Here is an 18,651-nt window from a genome sequence, read left to right as displayed (position 1 = left end):
CGCTCCGGCGAATACCCGGAGCGACGCGGGCGTAGCTCAATGGTAGAGCGCTAGCTTCCCAAGCTCGATACGCGGGTTCGATTCCCGTCGCCCGCTCCATCATGACCCCCTTGCCTCCGGGCAGGGGGTCATCTCGTTAAGAACCCGTATGGTCCTGACCCTCTTTGGCAGCGAACCCCGGCGAAATACTGGCAAATCAACGCATTGTGGTTGTCGCCGAATTCAAAGTCGGTCAGGAAGCCACGCAACTGGGAATCACGACGGCGGCACTCACCAGATAAGGCCCTGCGCCCGTCGACCCGGGCGGCCACCGAGCCTAAACTCGTAGATACATCCACCTATCCGGGAGGTCCTCCAATGACTCTCACCGACGATGCTGAGGCGGGTCCACTCGCCGTCATCCACCGCCTGCTGGAAGCCACGAACAAGCATGATCTTGAAGCCTTGGCCGAATGCTTCGCGCCTGGCTATGTCAATGAGACGCCTGCCCACCCCACCAGGGGCTTTACGGGCAGGGACGCTATCCGTAGCAACTGGGAACAGCTCTTCACGGGAGTGCCGGACATCAAGGTTCGGATGGTGTCCCACAGCGTGTCCGGCCACCAGGCCTGGACCGAGCTGCATATGCAGGGCGCTTGGCGGGATGGCACGCCACATGAGCTCACGGGCGTCATCATTTTCGGCGTGGAAGAGGGCGTCATCAACAGTGCCCGGTTCTACATGGAGCCTGTGGAGCACTTCGTCCGCGTTGACGACACCGCGGACCGCGTCAGCCACCGGGTAACCCATGGCCGGCCCGCCGTCGAGCCCGCCCAGTGAGTCCAGGCCACTAGATCCAAGCCAGTGAGTTCAGTTCCGGGGGGCGTCAGCCCACGCTGACGCCCGGCCCCGATCCGGTTATGCCGCTTGCGTCCGGTCAACGATCCGGAGTACGCGACGCCGGTCACGCAGGTCCACCTTGATGTGCAGGGAAGCCTTCCGGGCCAGCACGACGGCGACAACAGCCGCCGCCGCTGCCGGCACACCGCCTGCCACAAGGATTGCCCAGTGCGGCCCCAGGTGCTCGGCGAGCCAACCCATGACGGGGCCGCCAATTGCCTGGCCGCCGATGAGCACCACCAAGTACAGGCTCATGACCCGGCCTCGAATGCTCATGTTGGAACTGGTCTGCACCATCTGGTTTGCCGCCGTCAGGAACATGAGGCACCAGAATCCAGCCAGGACCATCGAGACGCTGAACCAGACCATGGACGGCATCACGGACGCTAGGCAGAGCATCAAGCCATACAGTCCGGCCGAGAGCACCACCGATCGCAACCGCAGTTGACGACGTCGAGTGGACGTCACAGCTCCCGTCAGTGCGCCGAGCGCAACCATTGCGTTCAGCAGGCCGTAGCCTCCGGCCCCGGCGTCGTACACCTGGTCCGCAAAGGCGGCCAGCAGCACCGGAAGGCTCATCGCGAAAACAGCTATGAATCCGGCCATCAGCCATGGCCAGTAGATGGTGGGTTTGCTGAGGGCGTACTGGAGGCCTTCGCGCAGCATGCCCTTCTTGCGAGGCGTCGGCCGGCTAAGGTGCAGCTGGTCTTTGCGGAGGATCAGGAGCATAGCGACGGTCGAGCAACATGCGACTGCATTGGCCGCGAACGCCCAACCAGCGCCCACAGCAGTGAGCAGCCATCCCGCGAGTGCCGGACCGATCAGGCCACCGAGCTGGAAGGTTGTTGAGTTGACGCTGATGGCGTTGCGCAGGTACTTGGGACCGACGAGTTCGTTGACGAATACCTGCCGCGCCGGCTGGTCCAGCACGGTTACAAAGCCCAGGACCAGGGCGATCGCGTAGACGTGCCAGACTTCTACGCGGTGGCTGAGGGAAAGCGCCGCCAATGTCGCAGCAAGAACGGCAGCCGCGGACTGGCAGATGATGAGGATCTTTCGCTTCGCGAAGCGGTCAGCCATCATGCCGCCCCACGGGCCAAGGAACAACGACGGCATGAACTGCAGGGCCACGGTAATTCCGACGGCGGTGACGGAGCCTGAGAGCTGCAGCACCATCCAGTCCTGGGCAATGCGTTGCATCCAGATCGCAATCACGGCAATAAAGTGGCCGATTGCGAAAATCCTGAAGTTGGGTACCTTCAGGGAGATAAAGGTGTGCCGCCAGGGCAGCTTTTCGCTTACGACGGCGAGTGGCTGGGTGACGGTGTCCGGCGTTTGCGGCGCGGACAGGGAATCGATGACGGGCTGGCTGACATTTGCCGCTGAAGGCGGTGGGGGTGCCAAAGATAGTCCTCGGATCGAGAGTTTCGGTGGGATGCCTTTAACGCTATGGTTGCCAGCAGCAATTATGGAAGCGTATTGCGCCTATAACTAGCATTGCGGATTGCAATGATGCACCCGTACTTCCGCACCAATTCGACCCAGCGCTTGAGGAGTTCCGTGTTTGAACCTGTCCAGCTCCGTTCCTTCCTGGCCGTCGCTGAGACGCTGAGTTTCACCAAGGCAGCCGAGCGATTGGGGCTGGCCCAGCCAACAGTGAGCCAGCACGTCCGCAAGCTCGAAGCCGCCGCAAAGCGGGTCCTGGTGGCCCGTGACACCCGGGAAGTCCGGCTGACGGACAACGGTGACGCCATGGCTGGTTTCGCCCGCAGCATCCTTGCAGCCCACGACTCCGCAGCACGATACTTTTCGGGTTCCGCAATGCGGGGCCGTCTTCGGTTTGGCACTGCGGACGACCTCGCAATCACAGGCCTCCCGCGGATCCTGCGCGAATTCCGGCAACTGTATCCACAGATCAACCTGGAACTGACAGTCAGTCAAAGCGACCAACTCTACAAACGCCTCAACGCCGGCCAACTGGATCTCGTCTTCGTGAAGTGGGTGGCTGGCGCCAAGGAAGGCACCGTGGTCCGGCATGACAACTTCGCGTGGGTTGGCGTCGAGCAAACACTCCTTGAGCCGGGCGCTCCGGTGCCGCTGATTGCCTACCCTGCGCCAAGCCTGAGCCGAAAGTTGGCGATCGATGCTTTGGAAGCGGCAGGGCGCACGTGGCGCATCACGTGCAGCACCAAGCAGATCAGCGGGGTATTGGCCGCAGTCCGGGCGGGCATTGGCGTTGCGGTGATGCCTGCGTCCCTGGTTCCTGAAGACCTCAAGGTGATCACCCAGCGCTTCGACCTCCCGCCCGTGGGAGACGTCGACTTCACCTTGATCCGAAATCCCCTTGCGAACGCTGAAGTCATTGATGCGCTAACCCAGGCGATCATGGGCAGGACCCTGAGTAAATCGAACTAACTGCCGGGTCGGCTCGCCTGATGGCGGTGTTGCCCGGCCCACCATCGTGCCATTCGTAGATCGCTAAGGCCGAAACGACCGTCAGGCAGCGCGGCCTGGATCCGATCGACATCGAACCTCAAAACCGGGCGAATTTCCTCCGGAAGCTCCGACGCGAATGGCGCGGCCTCGCTGACACCCTCCGCGAGCATCTGTGCTTGTGCTTTTGCAACAAGTGGGACCACCATTGTCCACTCCGTGAGCTGCGCAAGTATGCGGATAGCCCACACCGGGACCGGTACGTAGACAGGGCGCCTGCCTGCGACTTGTGCAATTCGACGAACAGTCAAACGGCCGTCCGTAAGCTTCCATTACCGAGCCGATCCGGGGTCAGGGATGTATCTGTAGCGTTCAGATGTGTTCAACCAGCGATACGCCCTTATCGGGTAAGCGCATTCCAGCTATCCTGAACCAATGATCGACCTCACTACGTTGGCGGACCTCACGCCCGGCATTTGTTCCGTCACCCTACGGGATTCGGGGATTGACGACGTCGTCCGCATTTCTGCCGACGCAGGCTTGGCAGGCATCGAGTGGGGCACTGATGTCCACATCAGTGACGCCGCATCGGCCGCCCATGCCAAGGAAGCTACGGAAGCGGCCGGCCTCATGGTCCTTTCGCTTGGCTCTTACTACCGCGCTGGCGACTTCGGCGATTTCGGCCCGACTTTGGAGCTGGCGGCGACCTTGGGCGCACCTCGAATACGCATCTGGGCTGGGGAACTTGGTTCGGCAGACGCCCGAGACAATCATTGGGAGGCTGTCGTAAAGGACACGCAACGGGTGGCAGACCAGGCGGCCGAGCGAGGAATAGCCGTCGCCTTCGAGTATCACGGCAACACCCTCACAGACTCCCCCGAAACAACACTTGAGCTCCTGCACCGCGTAAACCACGCCAACGTCGGCACTTACTGGCAACCCGCCGTCGGGCTTTCCGACCAACAGGCACTTGACTCGCTCCACCGGGTGTTGCCCCACGTCATTGGCGTCCACTGCTTTTCCTGGGGACCCAAAGCCGAACGGTTCCCGCTCCGGAACAGGAAGCTGCTGTGGCAGACGGTGTCGGACGCCCTGCGGGAAAACGGCAAGGACATGGACATCATGCTGGAGTTCGTTGAGGACGACCTGCCGGACAACGTGCTCAACGACGCAGCATTCCTGCACACCATCACGCTCGGGGAAGACTAGCGCCACTTGAACGGGGCTTCAGTTTGGGCCAACTGCCGCAACTACGCAGTTTGGCTCTCCGCCGGAAGCTCCGTGCTGCGGCGGAGCTTGACGGAACCAACCACAGAGCCTCCATCCGGGTCACCGGCCGCAAGCCGTCCAATGTCCTCCAGTGGCAAATACACCGTGGACAGGGCAGGACGGAAGTCCCGCAGGGTTTCGATGTCGTCAAAACCAGCAATGTTTGCGTCACGGGGAATCCACACGCCCTCTGCCCGCAGTGCAGCGGTCACACCGATGGCCATGACGTCGTTCACCGCGAAGATGCAGAGTCGTTCGTCGGAGGCTTTGATCCGTTCGGCCAGCGCCAGCCCGGCGTCGTATCCTCCCGCACGGTTGAAGCCTGTACGCATAACCTCAGCGCGAGGCCGGCCGGCGTCGGCGAGTCCTCGCTGGAAGCCGCGGATCCGGTCATCGGAGGTAAAGAGCCCTTCAGGGCCGCCAACCACAACGAAGGCGCCCTCATGCGAGGCAGCCAATTCGTCGGCGAGCTCCGCTGCGAGGTCCTCGTTAGGCACCTCAACTACGTGGTAGCCCTCGTTGGTAGTGGAGCCCACGATCGGGTGACCTACTACGCCGACGTGCCCGCCATTACGGCAATAGCGATCCAGCTCAGCAGCGAGTTCCAGATTGCCTTGCTCGTCCTCGGGCCGCGCCGAGCGTGAACCCGCGATCACGATTGAATCTGCGCGGCGGGCAGCGAAGGCTGCCACAGCTTCCCGCTCATCCGAAGGAGCGCCGGAGGTGCTGGCCAACAGGACCATGCGGTTCTGTTGGCGGGCCGCCTCCTGGACACCGCGGGCAATGGCAGAAAAGTAGGGGTCGGCGATGTCGTGGACAATCAGGCCGATCAGTCCTGAGCTGGACTTTGCGAGCGCCTGGGCCTGGGCATTGGGGACGTAGCCGAGCTTTTCGGCGGCCTCACGGACGCGCTCCGCAATATCCTCTGCGGGCTTACGGGTGGAACCGTTGAGGACGCGGGACGCCGTTGCAAGGGAGACCCCTGCCAAACGGGCAACTTCACTCAATGTGCTGGCAGCCACGAGGCCCTCCTTTTCTGCAAGCCTTCAAGACTGGCGCTAAAGAAATTATGGCAGTCTTCGCCCATTTTTGGGAAAGCGCTTGCCAAGCTCGCTGGGCATAGTGCATGATCAATGCAACGGGAATGCGCTTTCCCACCTTCTTGAATTGCAAACACCGGCAACCACAGCGGCCGGCACACAAGGACCTGGAGAAAACATGGACTACGAAACAAAGACGATCCGCATCGCCATGAACGGCATCACCGGCCGTATGGGTTACCGCCAGCACTTGCTGCGCTCCATCCTCCCTATCCGCGACGCCGGTGGCTTCACTCTCGAAGACGGCACCAAGGTCCAGGTGGAACCGATCCTCGTTGGCCGCAACGAAGCCAAGATCCGCGAGCTCGCCGAACTCCACAAGGTCTCCGAATGGTCCACCGACCTGGACGCCGTCATCGCCGACCCCACGGTGGACATCGTGTTTGACGCCTCAATGACCAGCCTTCGCGCCGCCACCTTGAAGAAGGCCATGCGAGCTGGCAAGCACATCTTCACCGAAAAGCCCACGGCTGAGACTCTTGAGGAAGCAATCGAGCTGGCACAAATCGGCAAGGAGTCCGGCGTCACCGCAGGCGTCGTGCACGACAAGCTGTACCTCCCGGGCCTTGTAAAGCTCCGCCGACTGGTGGACGAAGGCTTCTTCGGCCGCATCCTCTCCATCCGCGGCGAGTTCGGCTACTGGGTCTTCGAAGGCGACGTCCAGGCAGCCCAGCGCCCCTCGTGGAACTACCGCAAGGAAGACGGCGGCGGAATGACCACGGACATGTTCTGCCACTGGAACTACGTGCTTGAAGGCATCATCGGCAAGGTCAAGAGCGTCAACGCCAAGACGGCTACCCATATCCCCGCACGTTGGGATGAGGCCGGCAAGGAATACAAGGCCACTGCAGACGACGCTTCCTACGGCATCTTCGAGCTTGAAACGCCGGGCGGCGACGAGGTCATCGGCCAGATCAACTCTTCCTGGGCCGTCCGCGTGTACCGCGACGAACTGGTTGAGTTCCAGATCGACGGCACGCACGGTTCCGCCGTCGCGGGTTTGAACAAGTGCGTTGCGCAGCAGCGCGCCCACACTCCTAAGCCTGTCTGGAACCCGGACCTTCCCGTCACCGAATCCTTCCGCAGCCAGTGGCAGGAAGTTCCGGCCAACGCTGAACTGGATAACGGCTTCAAGTTGCAGTGGGAAGAATTCCTGCGCGACGTGGTTGCCGGCCGCGAGCACCGCTTCGGCCTGCTCTCCGCAGCCCGCGGCGTACAGCTTGCCGAGCTCGGCCTGCAGTCCTCGGCAGAGCGCCGCACCATCGACATCCCGGAGATCACCCTCTAATGACGTCACTCATTCTTCCTACCGACGACGGCGGCACCCGCGAGTACCGCCTCCAGCCCGCCACTGCGTGGGTCAAGCCGAACGCTCCCCTGAAGGCCCGCCGCGCGTACGCCGCAGCCCACGTCATCCCGGAGGTCGCTGCTGACAATACGCCCGGCGCCCCTGCGCAGCTTGATTGGGATGCCACGCTGGCATACCGGCATGAACTCTGGTCCTACGGACTTGGGGTCGCTGACGCCATGGATACCGCGCAGCGCGGCATGGGCCTGGACTGGGCAGCTACCCAGCAGCTCATCAAGCGCACCGGCGCCGAGGCCGCTTCCGTAGTGGCAACGGGCAGCGCCGCGACCGCAGGAAAGTCCGTCCGCGACCTTGTCTCCTGCGGCGCAGGCACGGACCAGTTGGACATCACCGCCCTACCTGAGGGCGCTGCCGGCATCCAGGCCGTCATCGAGGCCTACCGCGAGCAAATCGCAGTGGTCAGCGAAGCCGGCCCCAAGGTCATCCTCATGGCCTCCCGCGCCTTGGCAAAGGTTGCCAGCGGCGCCGATGACTACCTGCACGTCTACTCGACGCTCTTGCAGGAAGTTGACCAACCGGTCATCCTGCACTGGCTCGGCACGATGTTCGATCCCGCACTGGCTGGCTACTGGGGCTCGGACGATGTTTCCATGGCCACTGAAACATTCCTCAGCCTGATCCGTGAGCACGCGGACAAGGTGGATGGCGTGAAGGTCTCCCTTCTGGACGCTTCCCATGAAGTCGCCCTCCGGGCCAACCTCCCGGAAGGCGTCCGCCTCTACACAGGCGATGACTTCAACTATCCGGAACTTATCGATGGCGACGACACCCACCACTCGGACGCACTGCTAGGCATCTTTGCCGCCATTTACCCTGCCGCTTCGGTTGCCTTGCAGAAGTACGACGCCGGACAAGGCGCAGAAGGGCGCGCCATCCTTGACTCCACCCGTGAGCTCGGAAAGCACATCTTCAGCGCACCGACGTTCTACTACAAGACCGGCATCGCGTTCATGTCCTGGCTCAACGGCAAGCAGCCCGGATTCCAGATGGTCGGAGGACTGCACTCGGGACGATCCGTCCTGCACCTGGCCAAGACCTTCGAACTTGCCGATCAGGCCGGCTTGCTGAAGGACCCGTCGCTGGCAGCATTCCGGATGTCCGACTACCTAAGGATCAACGGGGTGGGCGCATGAGCCCGGATTTCTCCCGACTGTCCCTGAACAGCGCCACCACCAAGAAGTGGACACTCGCCGAGGCCGTGGATGGTTGTGCCCGCGCGGGCATCCCGGCAATTGGCCCATGGCGTGACCGCGTGGCGGAAGCCGGACTGGACAAGGCCGCCAAGCTCATCAAGGACGCTGGCCTCCGCGTTTCGTCCCTGTGCCGCGGAGGCTTCCTCACAGCGGCTGATGCTGAAGGTCAGGCTGCTGCCCTGGCTGACAACTTCGAGGCCGTCCGTGAAGCCGTAGTGCTGGACACCCAGGAGCTGTTCCTGGTGGTCGGCGGCCTCGCACCGGGCGAGAAGGACGTCGTCGCTGCCCGCCAGCGCGTCGCCGACCGCCTTGAGGAACTGGTGCCTTTTGCCTCCGAAAACGGTGTCCGTTTGGTATTGGAACCTTTGCACCCGATGTATGCAGCAGACCGCGCCCTTATCTCCACCCTGGGCCAAGCCCTGGACCTTGCAGCGCCCTACGACGCAAAGGCAGTCGGCGTCGCCGTCGACACCTTCCACGTGTGGTGGGATCCGGAACTGAAGGCGCAGATCGAACGGGCTGGGCGCGAAAACCGCATTGCCTCATACCAGGTATGCGATTTCAATCTGCCGATCGCTGCGGACGCGCTGCTGTCCCGCGGCATGATGGGCGACGGCGTCATTGACTTCGCCACCATCGGCACCTGGGTGCGGGACGCCGGATACACGGGCGATATCGAGGTTGAAATCTTCAACCAGGAAATCTGGGACGCCGACGGCGATTCCGTCCTGGAAACCATGAAGAAGCGCTACGCGGAACTCGTCCTGCCGTACGCGTAAGAACCCAAACAACCCTAAGAACGTGGTCCTCCCGCAGATGCCCTAAGCTCCGCGGGAGGACCACCCCCCAAGCAAGCGAGCCCCTGCCCGGTCACGGCAGGGGCTCGCTTTTTCGCCCCCTGTTTGTTTCAGCCGCGAGGCCCGGAATGCCCATGTTAGATAAGTGGTACATAGCTGAAACATTGCGTCGATGAGAAGAAACAATGCCCGCCTACGCTGGTTTCACCTGGACAAAGAGGTCCAAGAAACCACTGAAAGGACACCACCATGATGCTCTTGAAGACTCTCAACTTTTTCCTGGACGCCGGCAGCAGCCCGAGCGGATCCTCAGGCGCTTCCCCTGAAGAAAACACGCCTGCTGCCACCTTCGCTTTTGAGCGCCTATCCTCCAGCGCCTGGGAGGGTTGGTGGGACGACGCCGACCAGGGCTTTCCCGCAGGGGCGTAATCCGCACGGAACCTCAGCCCGGCTACAGGTTGGCGGGCACGTGGACCTCGGCGCGCGGAACACCGATCAAGGTGAGAGTGCCGCCGTCGTTGGCTTGTAACTCCACCCGGATATTTCGGGTTCCACCCTCCGGCTGGACGGAGCTGACGCGGAAAACCTCACCGTGGATTTCCACCCTGTCACCGTCGCGAACAGACTTGAGCTTCCTGCGGGTGGCACCCAACCCGTTGTCGCCCTGGGCTTCACTTCTTGTCTTCGGCATCTGCGCTTCGTTCCTGGGCTTCGTTGGAGCGTGTTTCGTCTCCGTAGTTCTCCCGAAGTTCCTCCCCGCGGCGGATAACCTCGTCTTCCTGCTTCTGCTGCTTATCGCTGCGCTTGGTATCCTTCGGCGGGAGTTGGATGCTCTCTTCGGCTTCAATTCCTCCCTGCAATTGCCGCCCGCGTTCCATTTCGGCGTCAAATTCCGCGCCGAAAAGCAGCGACATATTCAGGATCCACAGCCATAGCAGCATGATGATGACGCCCGCCAGCGTTCCATAGGTCTTGTTGTAATTGCTGAAGTTGCCAACGTAGAAACCAAAGCCCAGGGATGCCAGGGCAAAAATCACCAGTGCAATGAGGGACCCCGGGCTCATCCAACGGAACTTGGGCTGTTTGACGTTGGGGGTGAAGTAGTAGAGCACTGCGATGACAATGACAACCAGCACGATCAGGACTGGCCACTTAGCGATGTTCCACACGGTCAGGATCGTGTCCGACATTCCGATTGCCTTACCGATAGCCTCGGCCACCGGTCCGCTCAGGACAAGCATCGTGGCGGCCAGTGCCGCGCCCACAAGCGCGACGACGGTAACGGCGAGCATCGTGCCGCGCAGTTTGACGAAGCCGCGGCCTTCGTCCACTTCGTACACGCGGTTCATCGCCCTACTGAAGGCCGTTGTGTACCCGGAGGCCGACCACAATGCCACCAAGATGCCGAGGGCGAGTGCAAAGCCCGCCGCGTTGGAGCGCGTCAGTTCCTCGATGGGCTGCCGCATGGCGTCAACACCGGGCCCTGGAGCGAACTGCTGCACGATGTCCAGCAACGCGTTGGTGGTTTTCCCGGCGTCGCCAAAGATCCCGATGAGGGAAACCAACGCTAGAAGCGCCGGGAAAAGGGAGAGCACGGCGTAGTACGTGAGGCCGGCAGCGGCGTCAGGACATTGGTCCTTACCGAATTCCCGCAGCGTCCTCTTGGCGATATACATCCACGTGGGTTTCACCAGGTCGTTGAGACTATCCGGTTTGCGGTCGTCTTCAGGGGCGGGAGCGCTGCCTGCCTTCGCTGTGCTGGTGTGTGCTGAGTTTTGAGTAGTCATGGGGCACCTGTTCGTGGGTTGAGCATGCGCGAACAAACTGACCACTTAATAGTAAGCATGCTGATGATTCGCATGGAAGGACCAGCCGCAGAGAATCCCGGAAACCCCCTCCCCGCGAAAGATGCCCTACGCGGGTTTGCCCAGGATGAATTCGAACGGCGATTCAATGACCGCGCGGATCACTTGACCCGCTGCGCCCAGCAGCGTCCCGGAGTGCTCCAACCGGGAAACGGTCAGGCTTTCCGGCTCCAGCAGCCCCGGCGCATACCTTTCCAAACTCGACAGCACTGCCGGTTTCAGCCAATCGGCGAGGACGGCAAAATGGCCCCCGAGCACCACGGCCTCGATGTCCATCAGACGCGCAGAAGAAGCGAGCGCGATGCCCAGATACCGTCCGGCGTCACGAACTGCACGCTTGGCATGCGGCTCATCGGCGGCCAAGGCTGCGAGCAGCAGTTCGGTCCGCCTGCCAAGAGAACCCTCCGGGATGCGGGCAGCTTCAAAAATAGCTTCCTGGCCAGCGAATGTTTCCAAGCAGCCAACCCCTCCACAGGAACATGAGGGCCCTTCGGGATGCACCACGATGTGGCCCAGTTCGCCGGCGGAACCGCCAGGTCCCGTGTAGAGCTCAGAACCGATGATGACCCCACCACCAACGCCGACTTCACCGGAAACGTAGAGGAAGTCCGCGGGGCCGTCGCCGTACCAAAGCTCACCGAGCGCAGCACTGTTTGCCTCATTGGACAGCCTGACACCCAGCGGCGCGTCTTCCAGCAACGCCTGTGGATTCAATTGCTCGTGCTCCCAATGGAGGTTTGGAGCGGACAGGACGATGTTGCGTTGCTCATCAACCAGGCCCGGAACCGCAAGTCCGCCACCGAGGATGGTGATGCCGGCAGAGGTGGCTGCGGCTTTCGCCTGACTGGCCAGTTCACCCAGTTTCTCCATGACGGCACCCGGCTTGAGTCCGCGGTTGCGGGACTCCACCGTGGAACTGAAACGCAGGCTCCCACCGAGATCCACCAAGCCCACAGCCAAATAGTCGACGTTGATTTCCATACCGACGACACCTCGGCGGGAGCTAAGCTCGAGGCCTTGGCCCGGCCGTCCCCGCTCCCCATCGCGGTACAGGCCTACCTCGGAGACGAGGCCCGACTCCACGAGATCAGCCACCAAACTCGATACTGCCGCCTTGGTCAGCCCCGTTCCAGCCGCTACTTGTGCGCGGCTGGGCTTGGCATCGCCGTTGCGGGCGATCGAATCCAGGACAAGCGAAAGATTTCGACGGCGGACGTCACCTACGCGCCCCGGGGCCGCTTGCTCATTCACTCTGGCAGCCTCCTCAAGGGCTTGAAAGATTTTTGCTGGCTTCCATTGACCATGATCCATCATCCCCCATATAGTTCAGATTGAAAACTAATTGGAGCGCTTTTTATCCATGGCCTCCCCGCCGCCTTGCAAAGGAGCAACAATGACCCCGCAGCCAACTCCCCAGGACCGCTTCACGTTTGGCCTTTGGACAGTGGGATGGACAGGCGCCGATCCCTTCGGCGTTGCAACCCGGGCAGCCCTGGACCCGATTGAAGCGGTTCATAAGCTCAGTGAACTCGGCGCCTACGGCATCACTTTCCACGACAACGACCTTGTCCCCTTTGACGCCAGCGCCTCCGAGCGCGACCTTATCCTGAAGAACTTCAAGGGAGCTTTGGCCGAAACGGGCCTCAAGGTTCCGATGGTTACCACCAACCTGTTTAGCCACCCCGTTTTCAAGGACGGCGGATTTACCTCCAACGACCGCTCCGTCCGACGCTTTGCCCTGAGCAAGATCCTTCGCAACATCGACCTCGCCGCTGAACTCGGCGCCGAGACGTTCGTGATGTGGGGCGGCCGCGAAGGCAGCGAGTACGACGGCTCCAAGGATCTCTCCGCGGCGTTGGACCGTATGAAGGAAGGCGTGGACACCGCCGCCGGCTACATCAAGGAGAAGGGCTACGGTCTGCGGATTGCCCTGGAACCCAAGCCCAACGAGCCCCGCGGCGATATCTTCCTGCCGACTGTTGGCCACGGCCTTGCGTTCATCGCCCAGCTGGAACACGGTGACATTGTTGGCCTCAACCCGGAGACCGGCCACGAGCAAATGGCGGGCCTGAACTTCACCCACGGTATTGCCCAAGCCCTCTGGGCCGGCAAGCTCTTCCACATCGACCTCAACGGCCAGCGTGGGATCAAGTACGACCAAGACCTCGTCTTCGGCCATGGCGACCTCACCAGCGCCTTCTTTACGGTGGACCTCCTGGAGAATGGCTTCCCCAACGGCGGACCCAAGTACGATGGTCCCCGCCACTTCGACTACAAGCCCTCCCGCACCGACGGTTACGACGGCGTATGGGAATCGGCCAAGTCCAACATGTCCATGTACCTGCTCCTGAAGGAACGCGCCCTCGCTTTCCGTGCCGATCCGGAGGTTCAGGAAGCGCTGACCACCTCGGGCGTGTTCGAGCTCGGCGAGCCCACATTGAATGCCGGCGAAACTACTGCTGACCTTTTGGCTGACGCCAGTTCCTTCGAAACGTTCGACGCCGACAAGGCCGCCGAGCGCTCGTTCGCGTTCGTACGCCTCAACCAGCTGGCCATCGAGCACCTTCTGGGCGCGCGCTAAAGATCAGCCATTCGCAATTCCGTCGCCGGGACCACACCAGGTTCCTTGTTTTCCGGACTGCCAGTCCCGGCGACGGTCCGCAAAGAAGCGTCCACAAGGAACAGTCCGTAAAGGAACAAACGCATGCCTCTCGTAGCCGGGATCGACAGCTCCACCCAGTCCTGCAAGGTGGTCATCAGGGACTCAGACACAGGTGCCCTGGTGCGGCAGGGGCGCGCTTCACACCCTGAAGGCACCGAGGTCCATCCAGATCACTGGTGGACTGCCCTCCAGGAAGCCATCAGCCAGGCTGGTGGCTTGGACGACGTCGATGCTGTTTCGATCGGGGGCCAGCAGCATGGAATGGTGTGCCTGGACGAATCAGGAAACGTGGTCCGCCCCGCGCTGCTGTGGAATGACACCCGATCCGCTCTGGACGCCGAAGAGTTGATCCTCGAAGCGGGCCAAGGCGATGCCGCGGCCGGGGCCGCGTATTGGGCAGCCAGCACGGGAACCGTGCCCGTGGCATCCCTGACGGCCACCAAACTTCGGTGGCTGGCTCGAAACGAACCGGAAAATGCCCGGCGCACTTCGGCCGTTTGCCTTCCCCATGATTGGTTGTCGTGGCGTTTGGCCGGCCATGGGCCAGGCACAGGGCCGTCCTCGTTGGAGCTGCTCCGCACAGATCGGTCCGATGCTTCCGGGACAGGATACTTCTCGTCCAGAACGGGCGAATACTTTCCGGAAGTCCTGAAAGGCACCCTCGGCCATGTCCCGGTGCTGCCGGCCGTCGTCGGGCCTTTGGAAGCATCCGGCAAGACGCCGGGCGGCGCCTTGATCGGGCCCGGCGCAGGCGATAACGCCGCAGCGGGTCTGGGCGTCAGCGCGGCAGTGGGGGATGTTGTTATTTCGATCGGCACGTCAGGCACCGTTTTCGCTGTATCGGCCGTCCCTTCCCAGGACCCAAGTGGCTTGGTGGCAGGGTTCGCCGATGCCACAGGAAACTACCTGCCTCTTGCCTGTACCCTCAACGCCACCCGGATTTTCGATGCCACGGCAGCATTGCTCGGGGTGGATTTGCCGGAATTCGGCAAGCTTGCCCTGTCCGCTGCGGAAGGAGCCGGCGGCTTAACCTTGGTGCCGTACTTTGAAGGGGAACGGACGCCCAATCTTCCGGATGCCACAGGCTCCCTCCACGGGCTTACGGTTTCCAACTACACGCCAGCCAACCTGGCCAGGGCCGCCGTCGAAGGTGTGTTGTGCTCCTTGGCCGATGGCCTCGCCGCCCTGCAATCTCAAGGCGTGTCGGCCCGGCGCATCATCTTGGTGGGCGGCGGCGCCCAGTCCGAGGCTGTGCAGCAGGTTGCTGCGGAGGTCTTCGGATTGCAGGTGTTCGTGCCTGCTCCCGGGGAGTATGTAGCAGACGGCGCTGCACGGCAAGCAGCTGGCGTCCTCACGGGAAAGCTGCCCGATTGGCCCCTTGAAGGAATCGAGGTTGCTGCGCCGAAGACTTCCGGGACGCCCGCGTTCCTGACGAGGTACCGCCACTACGCGGCCAAGGCGGCCATGGGCTGATCACCGCGCCGGTGCTCTATCGTGACAGGGTGAGCACTGAACAATCCGCACCAAGCAGGCCTCCTGTCATGGAAGACGTCGCCCGCGTTGCAGGCGTTTCCCACCAAACCGTGTCCCGTGTTCTGAACAACCACCCCAACGTGAGCACGAAGACCCGGGAGCGCGTCGAGCAGGCCATCACTGAACTTGGATACCGCCGCAACACCGCTGCACGCAGCCTGGTGACCCGGCGCTCCCAGACCATCGGCGTCCTGGGAAGCGAGTTGGCGCAGTACGGCCCGTCCCACACCCTCCTCGGAGTGCAGCAGGCGGCCAGGGATGCGGGCTACTTTGTCAGTGTCGCGGGCTTGCGGGAAGTCACGCCGGAGACCATCAAGGACGCTATGGCGCATTTCATGGACCAAGGGGTGGACGGGATCGTTGTGACAGTGCCGCACCCCGGGACCTTTGATGTCCTCAAGGACATCACCGCTCAGGTACCGCTGGTGGCAGTGGGCTCTGTCGGCGACGAGCACCTCAGCGGCGCCACCGTGGACCAGCGCGAGGGAGCGCGGCTGGCCGTCCAGCACCTCCTTGAACTGGGGCACAAGCACATCGGGCATCTTTCCGGGCCCGCTGATTGGATTGACGCAGTTGCCCGCACCGAGGGTTGGCGGGACGCCTTGCGTAAGGCCGGTCTGGAACCAGCTGCCCTGATCGAAGGCGACTGGAGCGCTGAGTGCGGCTACCTCGAGGGCCTGAAAATCGCCGCTGAACGTTCCATGACGGCCCTGTTCGTCGCCAACGACCAAATGGCCCTCGGGGTGCTCCGGGCGTTCCATGAAGCCGGTGTGCGCGTCCCTGCCGATATCAGTGTTGTGGGCTTCGACGATCAACCCGAAGCCGCTTACTTCATCCCGCCGCTGACTACCGTGGCCCAGGACTTTGAGGAACTCGGCGAGCGTTGCATCGGTTTGCTGCTTGATCGTCTGGAGACCGGCGCTACGGGTACGCCAGTGACCGTGAAGCCCCGCCTTGTTGTCCGAGCCACGACGGCGCCCGTCTCAAGCTAACCCAAGCGTGCAGTTCTCCGGTCCGCTCTTGACATCAAAGTTGTGAGCGCTAACAATTGCATCAGACCTTCTTCGTTTCTTCCACCCCGACCCCCGGCAATGAGGCCTTGGCCAGCCGGATGGAGACCCCATGAATACCACTGAAAACCTCCCGCTCGACGAGCAGTTCGTCATCGGCGTGGACTACGGCACCCTGTCCGGTCGCGCCGTCGTCGTGCGTGTCTCGGACGGTGCCGAGCTCGGCAGCGGCGTGTTCGAATATCCGCACGCCGTTGTGTCCGACCGGCTGCCGACAACCGGTCAGCGGCTGCCCGCCGACTGGGCGCTCCAAGTGCCCAACGACTACCGCGACGTCCTGCGCAACGCGGTTCCGGCCGCCGTCGCCGATGCCGGCATCAACCCAGGCCACGTGGTGGGCATCGCTACGGACTTCACCGCTTGCACCATGGTCCCGACGACGGCGGACGGCACTCCGCTGAACGAACTGGAACGCTTCGCGGACCGCCCTCACGCCTACGTCAAGCTGTGGCGTCACCACGCCGCGCAGCCACAGGCCGACCGCATTAACAAGCTCGCCGAGGAACGCGGAGAGGCATGGCTTCCCCGGTATGGTGGCCTGATCTCCTCGGAATGGGAGTTCGCCAAGGGCTTGCAGCTGCTTGAGGAAGACCCCGAAGTTTACGGCGCCATGGATCACTGGGTTGAGGCAGCCGACTGGATCGTCTGGCAGTTGTGCGGCAGCTATGTACGCAATGCCTGCACCGCTGGCTACAAGGGCATCTACCAAGACGGTAAGTACCCTTCGGAGGATTTCCTCACCGCGCTGAACCCGGACTTCAAGGGCTTCGTTTCGGAAAAGCTGGAGCACACCATCGGCCGCTTGGGCGACGCCGCAGGCTACCTTACGGAAGAGGCTGCCGCCTGGACCGGCTTGCCTGCGGGAATTGCAGTAGCCGTGGGCAATGTGGATGCCCACGTCAGCGCCCCTGCAGCCAACGCAGTTGAGCCGGGGCAACTGGTTGCCATCATGGGCACCTCCACGTGCCACGTCATGAACGGTGACGTCCTGCGTGAAGTCCCGGGCATGTGCGGCGTTGTGGACGGCGGCATCGTGGACGGATTGTGGGGCTATGAAGCCGGGCAGTCCGGAGTTGGCGATATCTTCGGTTGGTTCACCAAGAACGGCGTCCCCCCTCACTACCACCAAGCCGCAGCCGCCAAAGGCTTGGGCATCCACGAATACCTCACCGAACTCGCAGAGAAACAGGCAATCGGCGAGCACGGCCTGATTGCCCTGGACTGGCACTCAGGCAACCGCTCAGTGCTGGTGGACCACGAACTCTCCGGCGTCGTAGTGGGCCAGACACTTGCCACGAAGCCAGAGGACACCTACCGCGCACTGCTGGAGGCCACGGCCTTCGGCACCCGGACCATCGTGGATGCATTCCGTGATTCGGGAGTACCGGTCAAGGAGTTCATCGTGGCCGGCGGGCTCTTGAAGAACAAGTTCCTGATGCAGGTCTACGCAGACATCACGGGGCTCCAGTTGTCGACCATCGGCTCGGAGCAGGGACCCGCACTCGGCTCGGCAATCCACGCCGCAGTAGCTGCCGGGAAGTACGAGGACATCCGCGAAGCCGCAGCATCCATGGCAGCTGCCCCGGGTGCGGTCTACACGCCGATCCCCGAAAATGTCAGGGCCTACGAGGCACTTTTCCAGGAATACCGCACCCTGCACGACTACTTCGGCCGCGGGACCAACAGCGTCATGCACCGCCTGAAGGCAATTCAGCGCGCTGCCCACACCGCCATCACAGAAGGGGTCAACGCATGAGCACCCTCTTGGAAACCATCGCGAAAGTCCGGCGCGAAGTCTGCGAACTGCACGCCGAGCTGACCCGCTACAAGCTGGTTGTCTGGACTGCGGGCAACGTCTCCGGCCGGATCCCTGGCTACGACCTCATGGTCATCAAGCCCTCCGGTGTCTCCTATGACGAGCTGACGCCGGAGCAAATGGTGGTCACGGACCTCTATGGGACTCCTGTCAGGGGCATCAACATCGGAAGCGGCGGAACTGTTGACTGGGGCAACCCGGACCTCTCGCCGTCCTCCGACACTGCAGCGCATGCCTACGTCTACCGGCACATGCCCGAGGTTGGCGGTGTGGTGCACACCCATTCCACCTATGCCACCGCCTGGGCTGCCCGTGGCGAGGAGATCCCCTGCGTGCTGACGATGATGGGCGACGAATTCGGCGGTCCGATCCCTGTAGGCCCGTTCGCGCTGATCGGAGACGATTCGATCGGACAGGGAATCGTGGAGACCCTCAAGAACTCCCACTCCCCCGCCGTGCTCATGCAGAACCACGGGCCCTTCACCATCGGCAAGGACGCACGGTCCGCGGTGAAGGCAGCCGTGATGTGCGAGGAAGTGGCAAAGACGGTGCACGTATCGCGACAACTCGGCGAACCCCTCCCCATTGACCAGGCGAAAATCGACTCGCTCTACAACCGCTACCAAAACGTCTACGGCCGCTAAAGCGGACGTCCACCACACTTT

The 18,651-nt window shown here is 62.5% G+C and carries 17 protein-coding genes and 1 tRNA gene; 13 read left to right on the top strand and 5 right to left on the bottom strand.

Going from position 1 to position 18,651, the window contains the following annotated elements:
* Positions 1-25: 25 nt before the first annotated feature.
* Positions 26-99, top strand: a tRNA-Gly gene (locus ACFX4T_RS18735).
* Between the two features lie 258 nt (positions 100-357).
* The gene (locus tag ACFX4T_RS18730) at positions 358-819 is read left to right on the top strand and encodes a nuclear transport factor 2 family protein (protein WP_216927136.1); all 462 of its coding nucleotides are present in this window, start codon (positions 358-360) and stop codon (positions 817-819) included.
* Positions 820-897: 78 nt separating this feature from the next.
* Here ACFX4T_RS18730 and ACFX4T_RS18725 read toward each other — a convergent pair whose 3' ends face one another.
* On the bottom strand, positions 898-2,283 hold the full coding sequence (locus ACFX4T_RS18725) for an MFS transporter (protein ID WP_377653246.1): 1,386 nt from the start codon (positions 2,281-2,283) through the stop codon (positions 898-900).
* Between the two features lie 156 nt (positions 2,284-2,439).
* Between ACFX4T_RS18725 and ACFX4T_RS18720 the strand changes: the two genes are divergently transcribed.
* Together ACFX4T_RS18720 and ACFX4T_RS18715 are read left to right on the top strand one after the other, a co-directional pair.
* Positions 2,440-3,294, top strand: a complete 855-nt coding sequence (locus tag ACFX4T_RS18720) for a LysR substrate-binding domain-containing protein (RefSeq protein ID WP_216927132.1) — start codon at positions 2,440-2,442, stop codon at positions 3,292-3,294.
* 453 nt (positions 3,295-3,747) lie between these two features.
* Positions 3,748-4,521 (top strand): sugar phosphate isomerase/epimerase family protein, encoded by a 774-nt coding sequence (locus ACFX4T_RS18715; protein WP_377653244.1) that lies wholly within the window; start codon positions 3,748-3,750, stop codon positions 4,519-4,521.
* A 41-nt stretch (positions 4,522-4,562) separates the two neighbouring features.
* On the opposite strand, the gene ACFX4T_RS18710 is transcribed toward ACFX4T_RS18715, so the two are convergent.
* Positions 4,563-5,603, bottom strand: coding sequence for a LacI family DNA-binding transcriptional regulator (locus ACFX4T_RS18710; RefSeq protein WP_377653242.1), 1,041 nt, complete (start codon positions 5,601-5,603; stop codon positions 4,563-4,565).
* A 196-nt stretch (positions 5,604-5,799) separates the two neighbouring features.
* Here ACFX4T_RS18710 and ACFX4T_RS18705 point away from each other — a divergent pair, with 196 nt between their 5' ends.
* The 4 genes from ACFX4T_RS18705 to ACFX4T_RS18690 all read left to right on the top strand — a co-directional run bounded on the left by ACFX4T_RS18705 (position 5,800) and on the right by ACFX4T_RS18690 (position 9,469).
* On the top strand, positions 5,800-6,969 hold the full coding sequence (locus ACFX4T_RS18705; RefSeq protein ID WP_223947089.1) for a Gfo/Idh/MocA family protein: 1,170 nt from the start codon (positions 5,800-5,802) through the stop codon (positions 6,967-6,969).
* Positions 6,969-8,183: a dihydrodipicolinate synthase family protein gene (locus ACFX4T_RS18700; protein ID WP_223947090.1), complete on the top strand. Its 1,215-nt coding sequence runs from the start codon at positions 6,969-6,971 to the stop codon at positions 8,181-8,183. Before ACFX4T_RS18705 ends, ACFX4T_RS18700 begins: the two co-directional genes overlap by 1 nt.
* Positions 8,180-9,022, top strand: a complete 843-nt coding sequence (locus ACFX4T_RS18695; RefSeq protein ID WP_223947091.1) for a sugar phosphate isomerase/epimerase — start codon at positions 8,180-8,182, stop codon at positions 9,020-9,022. The genes ACFX4T_RS18700 and ACFX4T_RS18695 overlap by 4 nt, the downstream gene beginning before the upstream one ends.
* Before the next feature lie 267 nt (positions 9,023-9,289).
* Positions 9,290-9,469 (top strand): hypothetical protein, encoded by a 180-nt coding sequence (locus ACFX4T_RS18690; protein WP_216927104.1) that lies wholly within the window; start codon positions 9,290-9,292, stop codon positions 9,467-9,469.
* Between the two features lie 22 nt (positions 9,470-9,491).
* Here ACFX4T_RS18690 and ACFX4T_RS18685 read toward each other — a convergent pair whose 3' ends face one another.
* The 3 genes from ACFX4T_RS18685 to ACFX4T_RS18675 form a co-directional block, all read right to left on the bottom strand.
* Positions 9,492-9,731 (bottom strand): hypothetical protein, encoded by a 240-nt coding sequence (locus ACFX4T_RS18685; RefSeq protein ID WP_223947092.1) that lies wholly within the window; start codon positions 9,729-9,731, stop codon positions 9,492-9,494.
* Entirely contained in the window at positions 9,712-10,827 is a 1,116-nt protein-coding gene (locus tag ACFX4T_RS18680) for a YihY/virulence factor BrkB family protein (RefSeq protein ID WP_216927100.1), read from the bottom strand. Before ACFX4T_RS18680 ends, ACFX4T_RS18685 begins: the two co-directional genes overlap by 20 nt.
* Before the next feature lie 126 nt (positions 10,828-10,953).
* The gene (locus ACFX4T_RS18675; RefSeq protein WP_377653330.1) at positions 10,954-12,216 is read right to left on the bottom strand and encodes an ROK family protein; all 1,263 of its coding nucleotides are present in this window, start codon (positions 12,214-12,216) and stop codon (positions 10,954-10,956) included.
* Positions 12,217-12,298: 82 nt separating this feature from the next.
* Here ACFX4T_RS18675 and xylA point away from each other — a divergent pair, with 82 nt between their 5' ends.
* The 5 genes from xylA to ACFX4T_RS18650 all read left to right on the top strand — a co-directional run bounded on the left by xylA (position 12,299) and on the right by ACFX4T_RS18650 (position 18,630).
* Entirely contained in the window at positions 12,299-13,486 is a 1,188-nt protein-coding gene (xylA, locus tag ACFX4T_RS18670) for a xylose isomerase (protein WP_216927097.1), read from the top strand.
* Between the two features lie 123 nt (positions 13,487-13,609).
* Entirely contained in the window at positions 13,610-15,040 is a 1,431-nt protein-coding gene (gene xylB, locus ACFX4T_RS18665) for a xylulokinase (protein WP_377653239.1), read from the top strand.
* Between the two features lie 68 nt (positions 15,041-15,108).
* Entirely contained in the window at positions 15,109-16,092 is a 984-nt protein-coding gene (locus ACFX4T_RS18660; RefSeq protein WP_377653328.1) for a LacI family DNA-binding transcriptional regulator, read from the top strand.
* Between the two features lie 130 nt (positions 16,093-16,222).
* Complete coding sequence (gene araB, locus ACFX4T_RS18655) at positions 16,223-17,926, top strand: ribulokinase (protein WP_377653237.1); 1,704 nt, start codon at positions 16,223-16,225, stop codon at positions 17,924-17,926.
* Complete coding sequence (locus tag ACFX4T_RS18650; RefSeq protein ID WP_216927092.1) at positions 17,923-18,630, top strand: L-ribulose-5-phosphate 4-epimerase; 708 nt, start codon at positions 17,923-17,925, stop codon at positions 18,628-18,630. Before araB ends, ACFX4T_RS18650 begins: the two co-directional genes overlap by 4 nt.
* The last annotated feature ends 21 nt before the right edge of the window (positions 18,631-18,651 follow it).

It is taken from the genome of Paenarthrobacter sp. YIM B13468 (assembly GCF_042788025.1).
Lineage (GTDB): Bacteria > Actinomycetota > Actinomycetes > Actinomycetales > Micrococcaceae > Arthrobacter > Arthrobacter aromaticivorans.
This window is presented reverse-complemented; position numbering and strand designations above follow the sequence as displayed.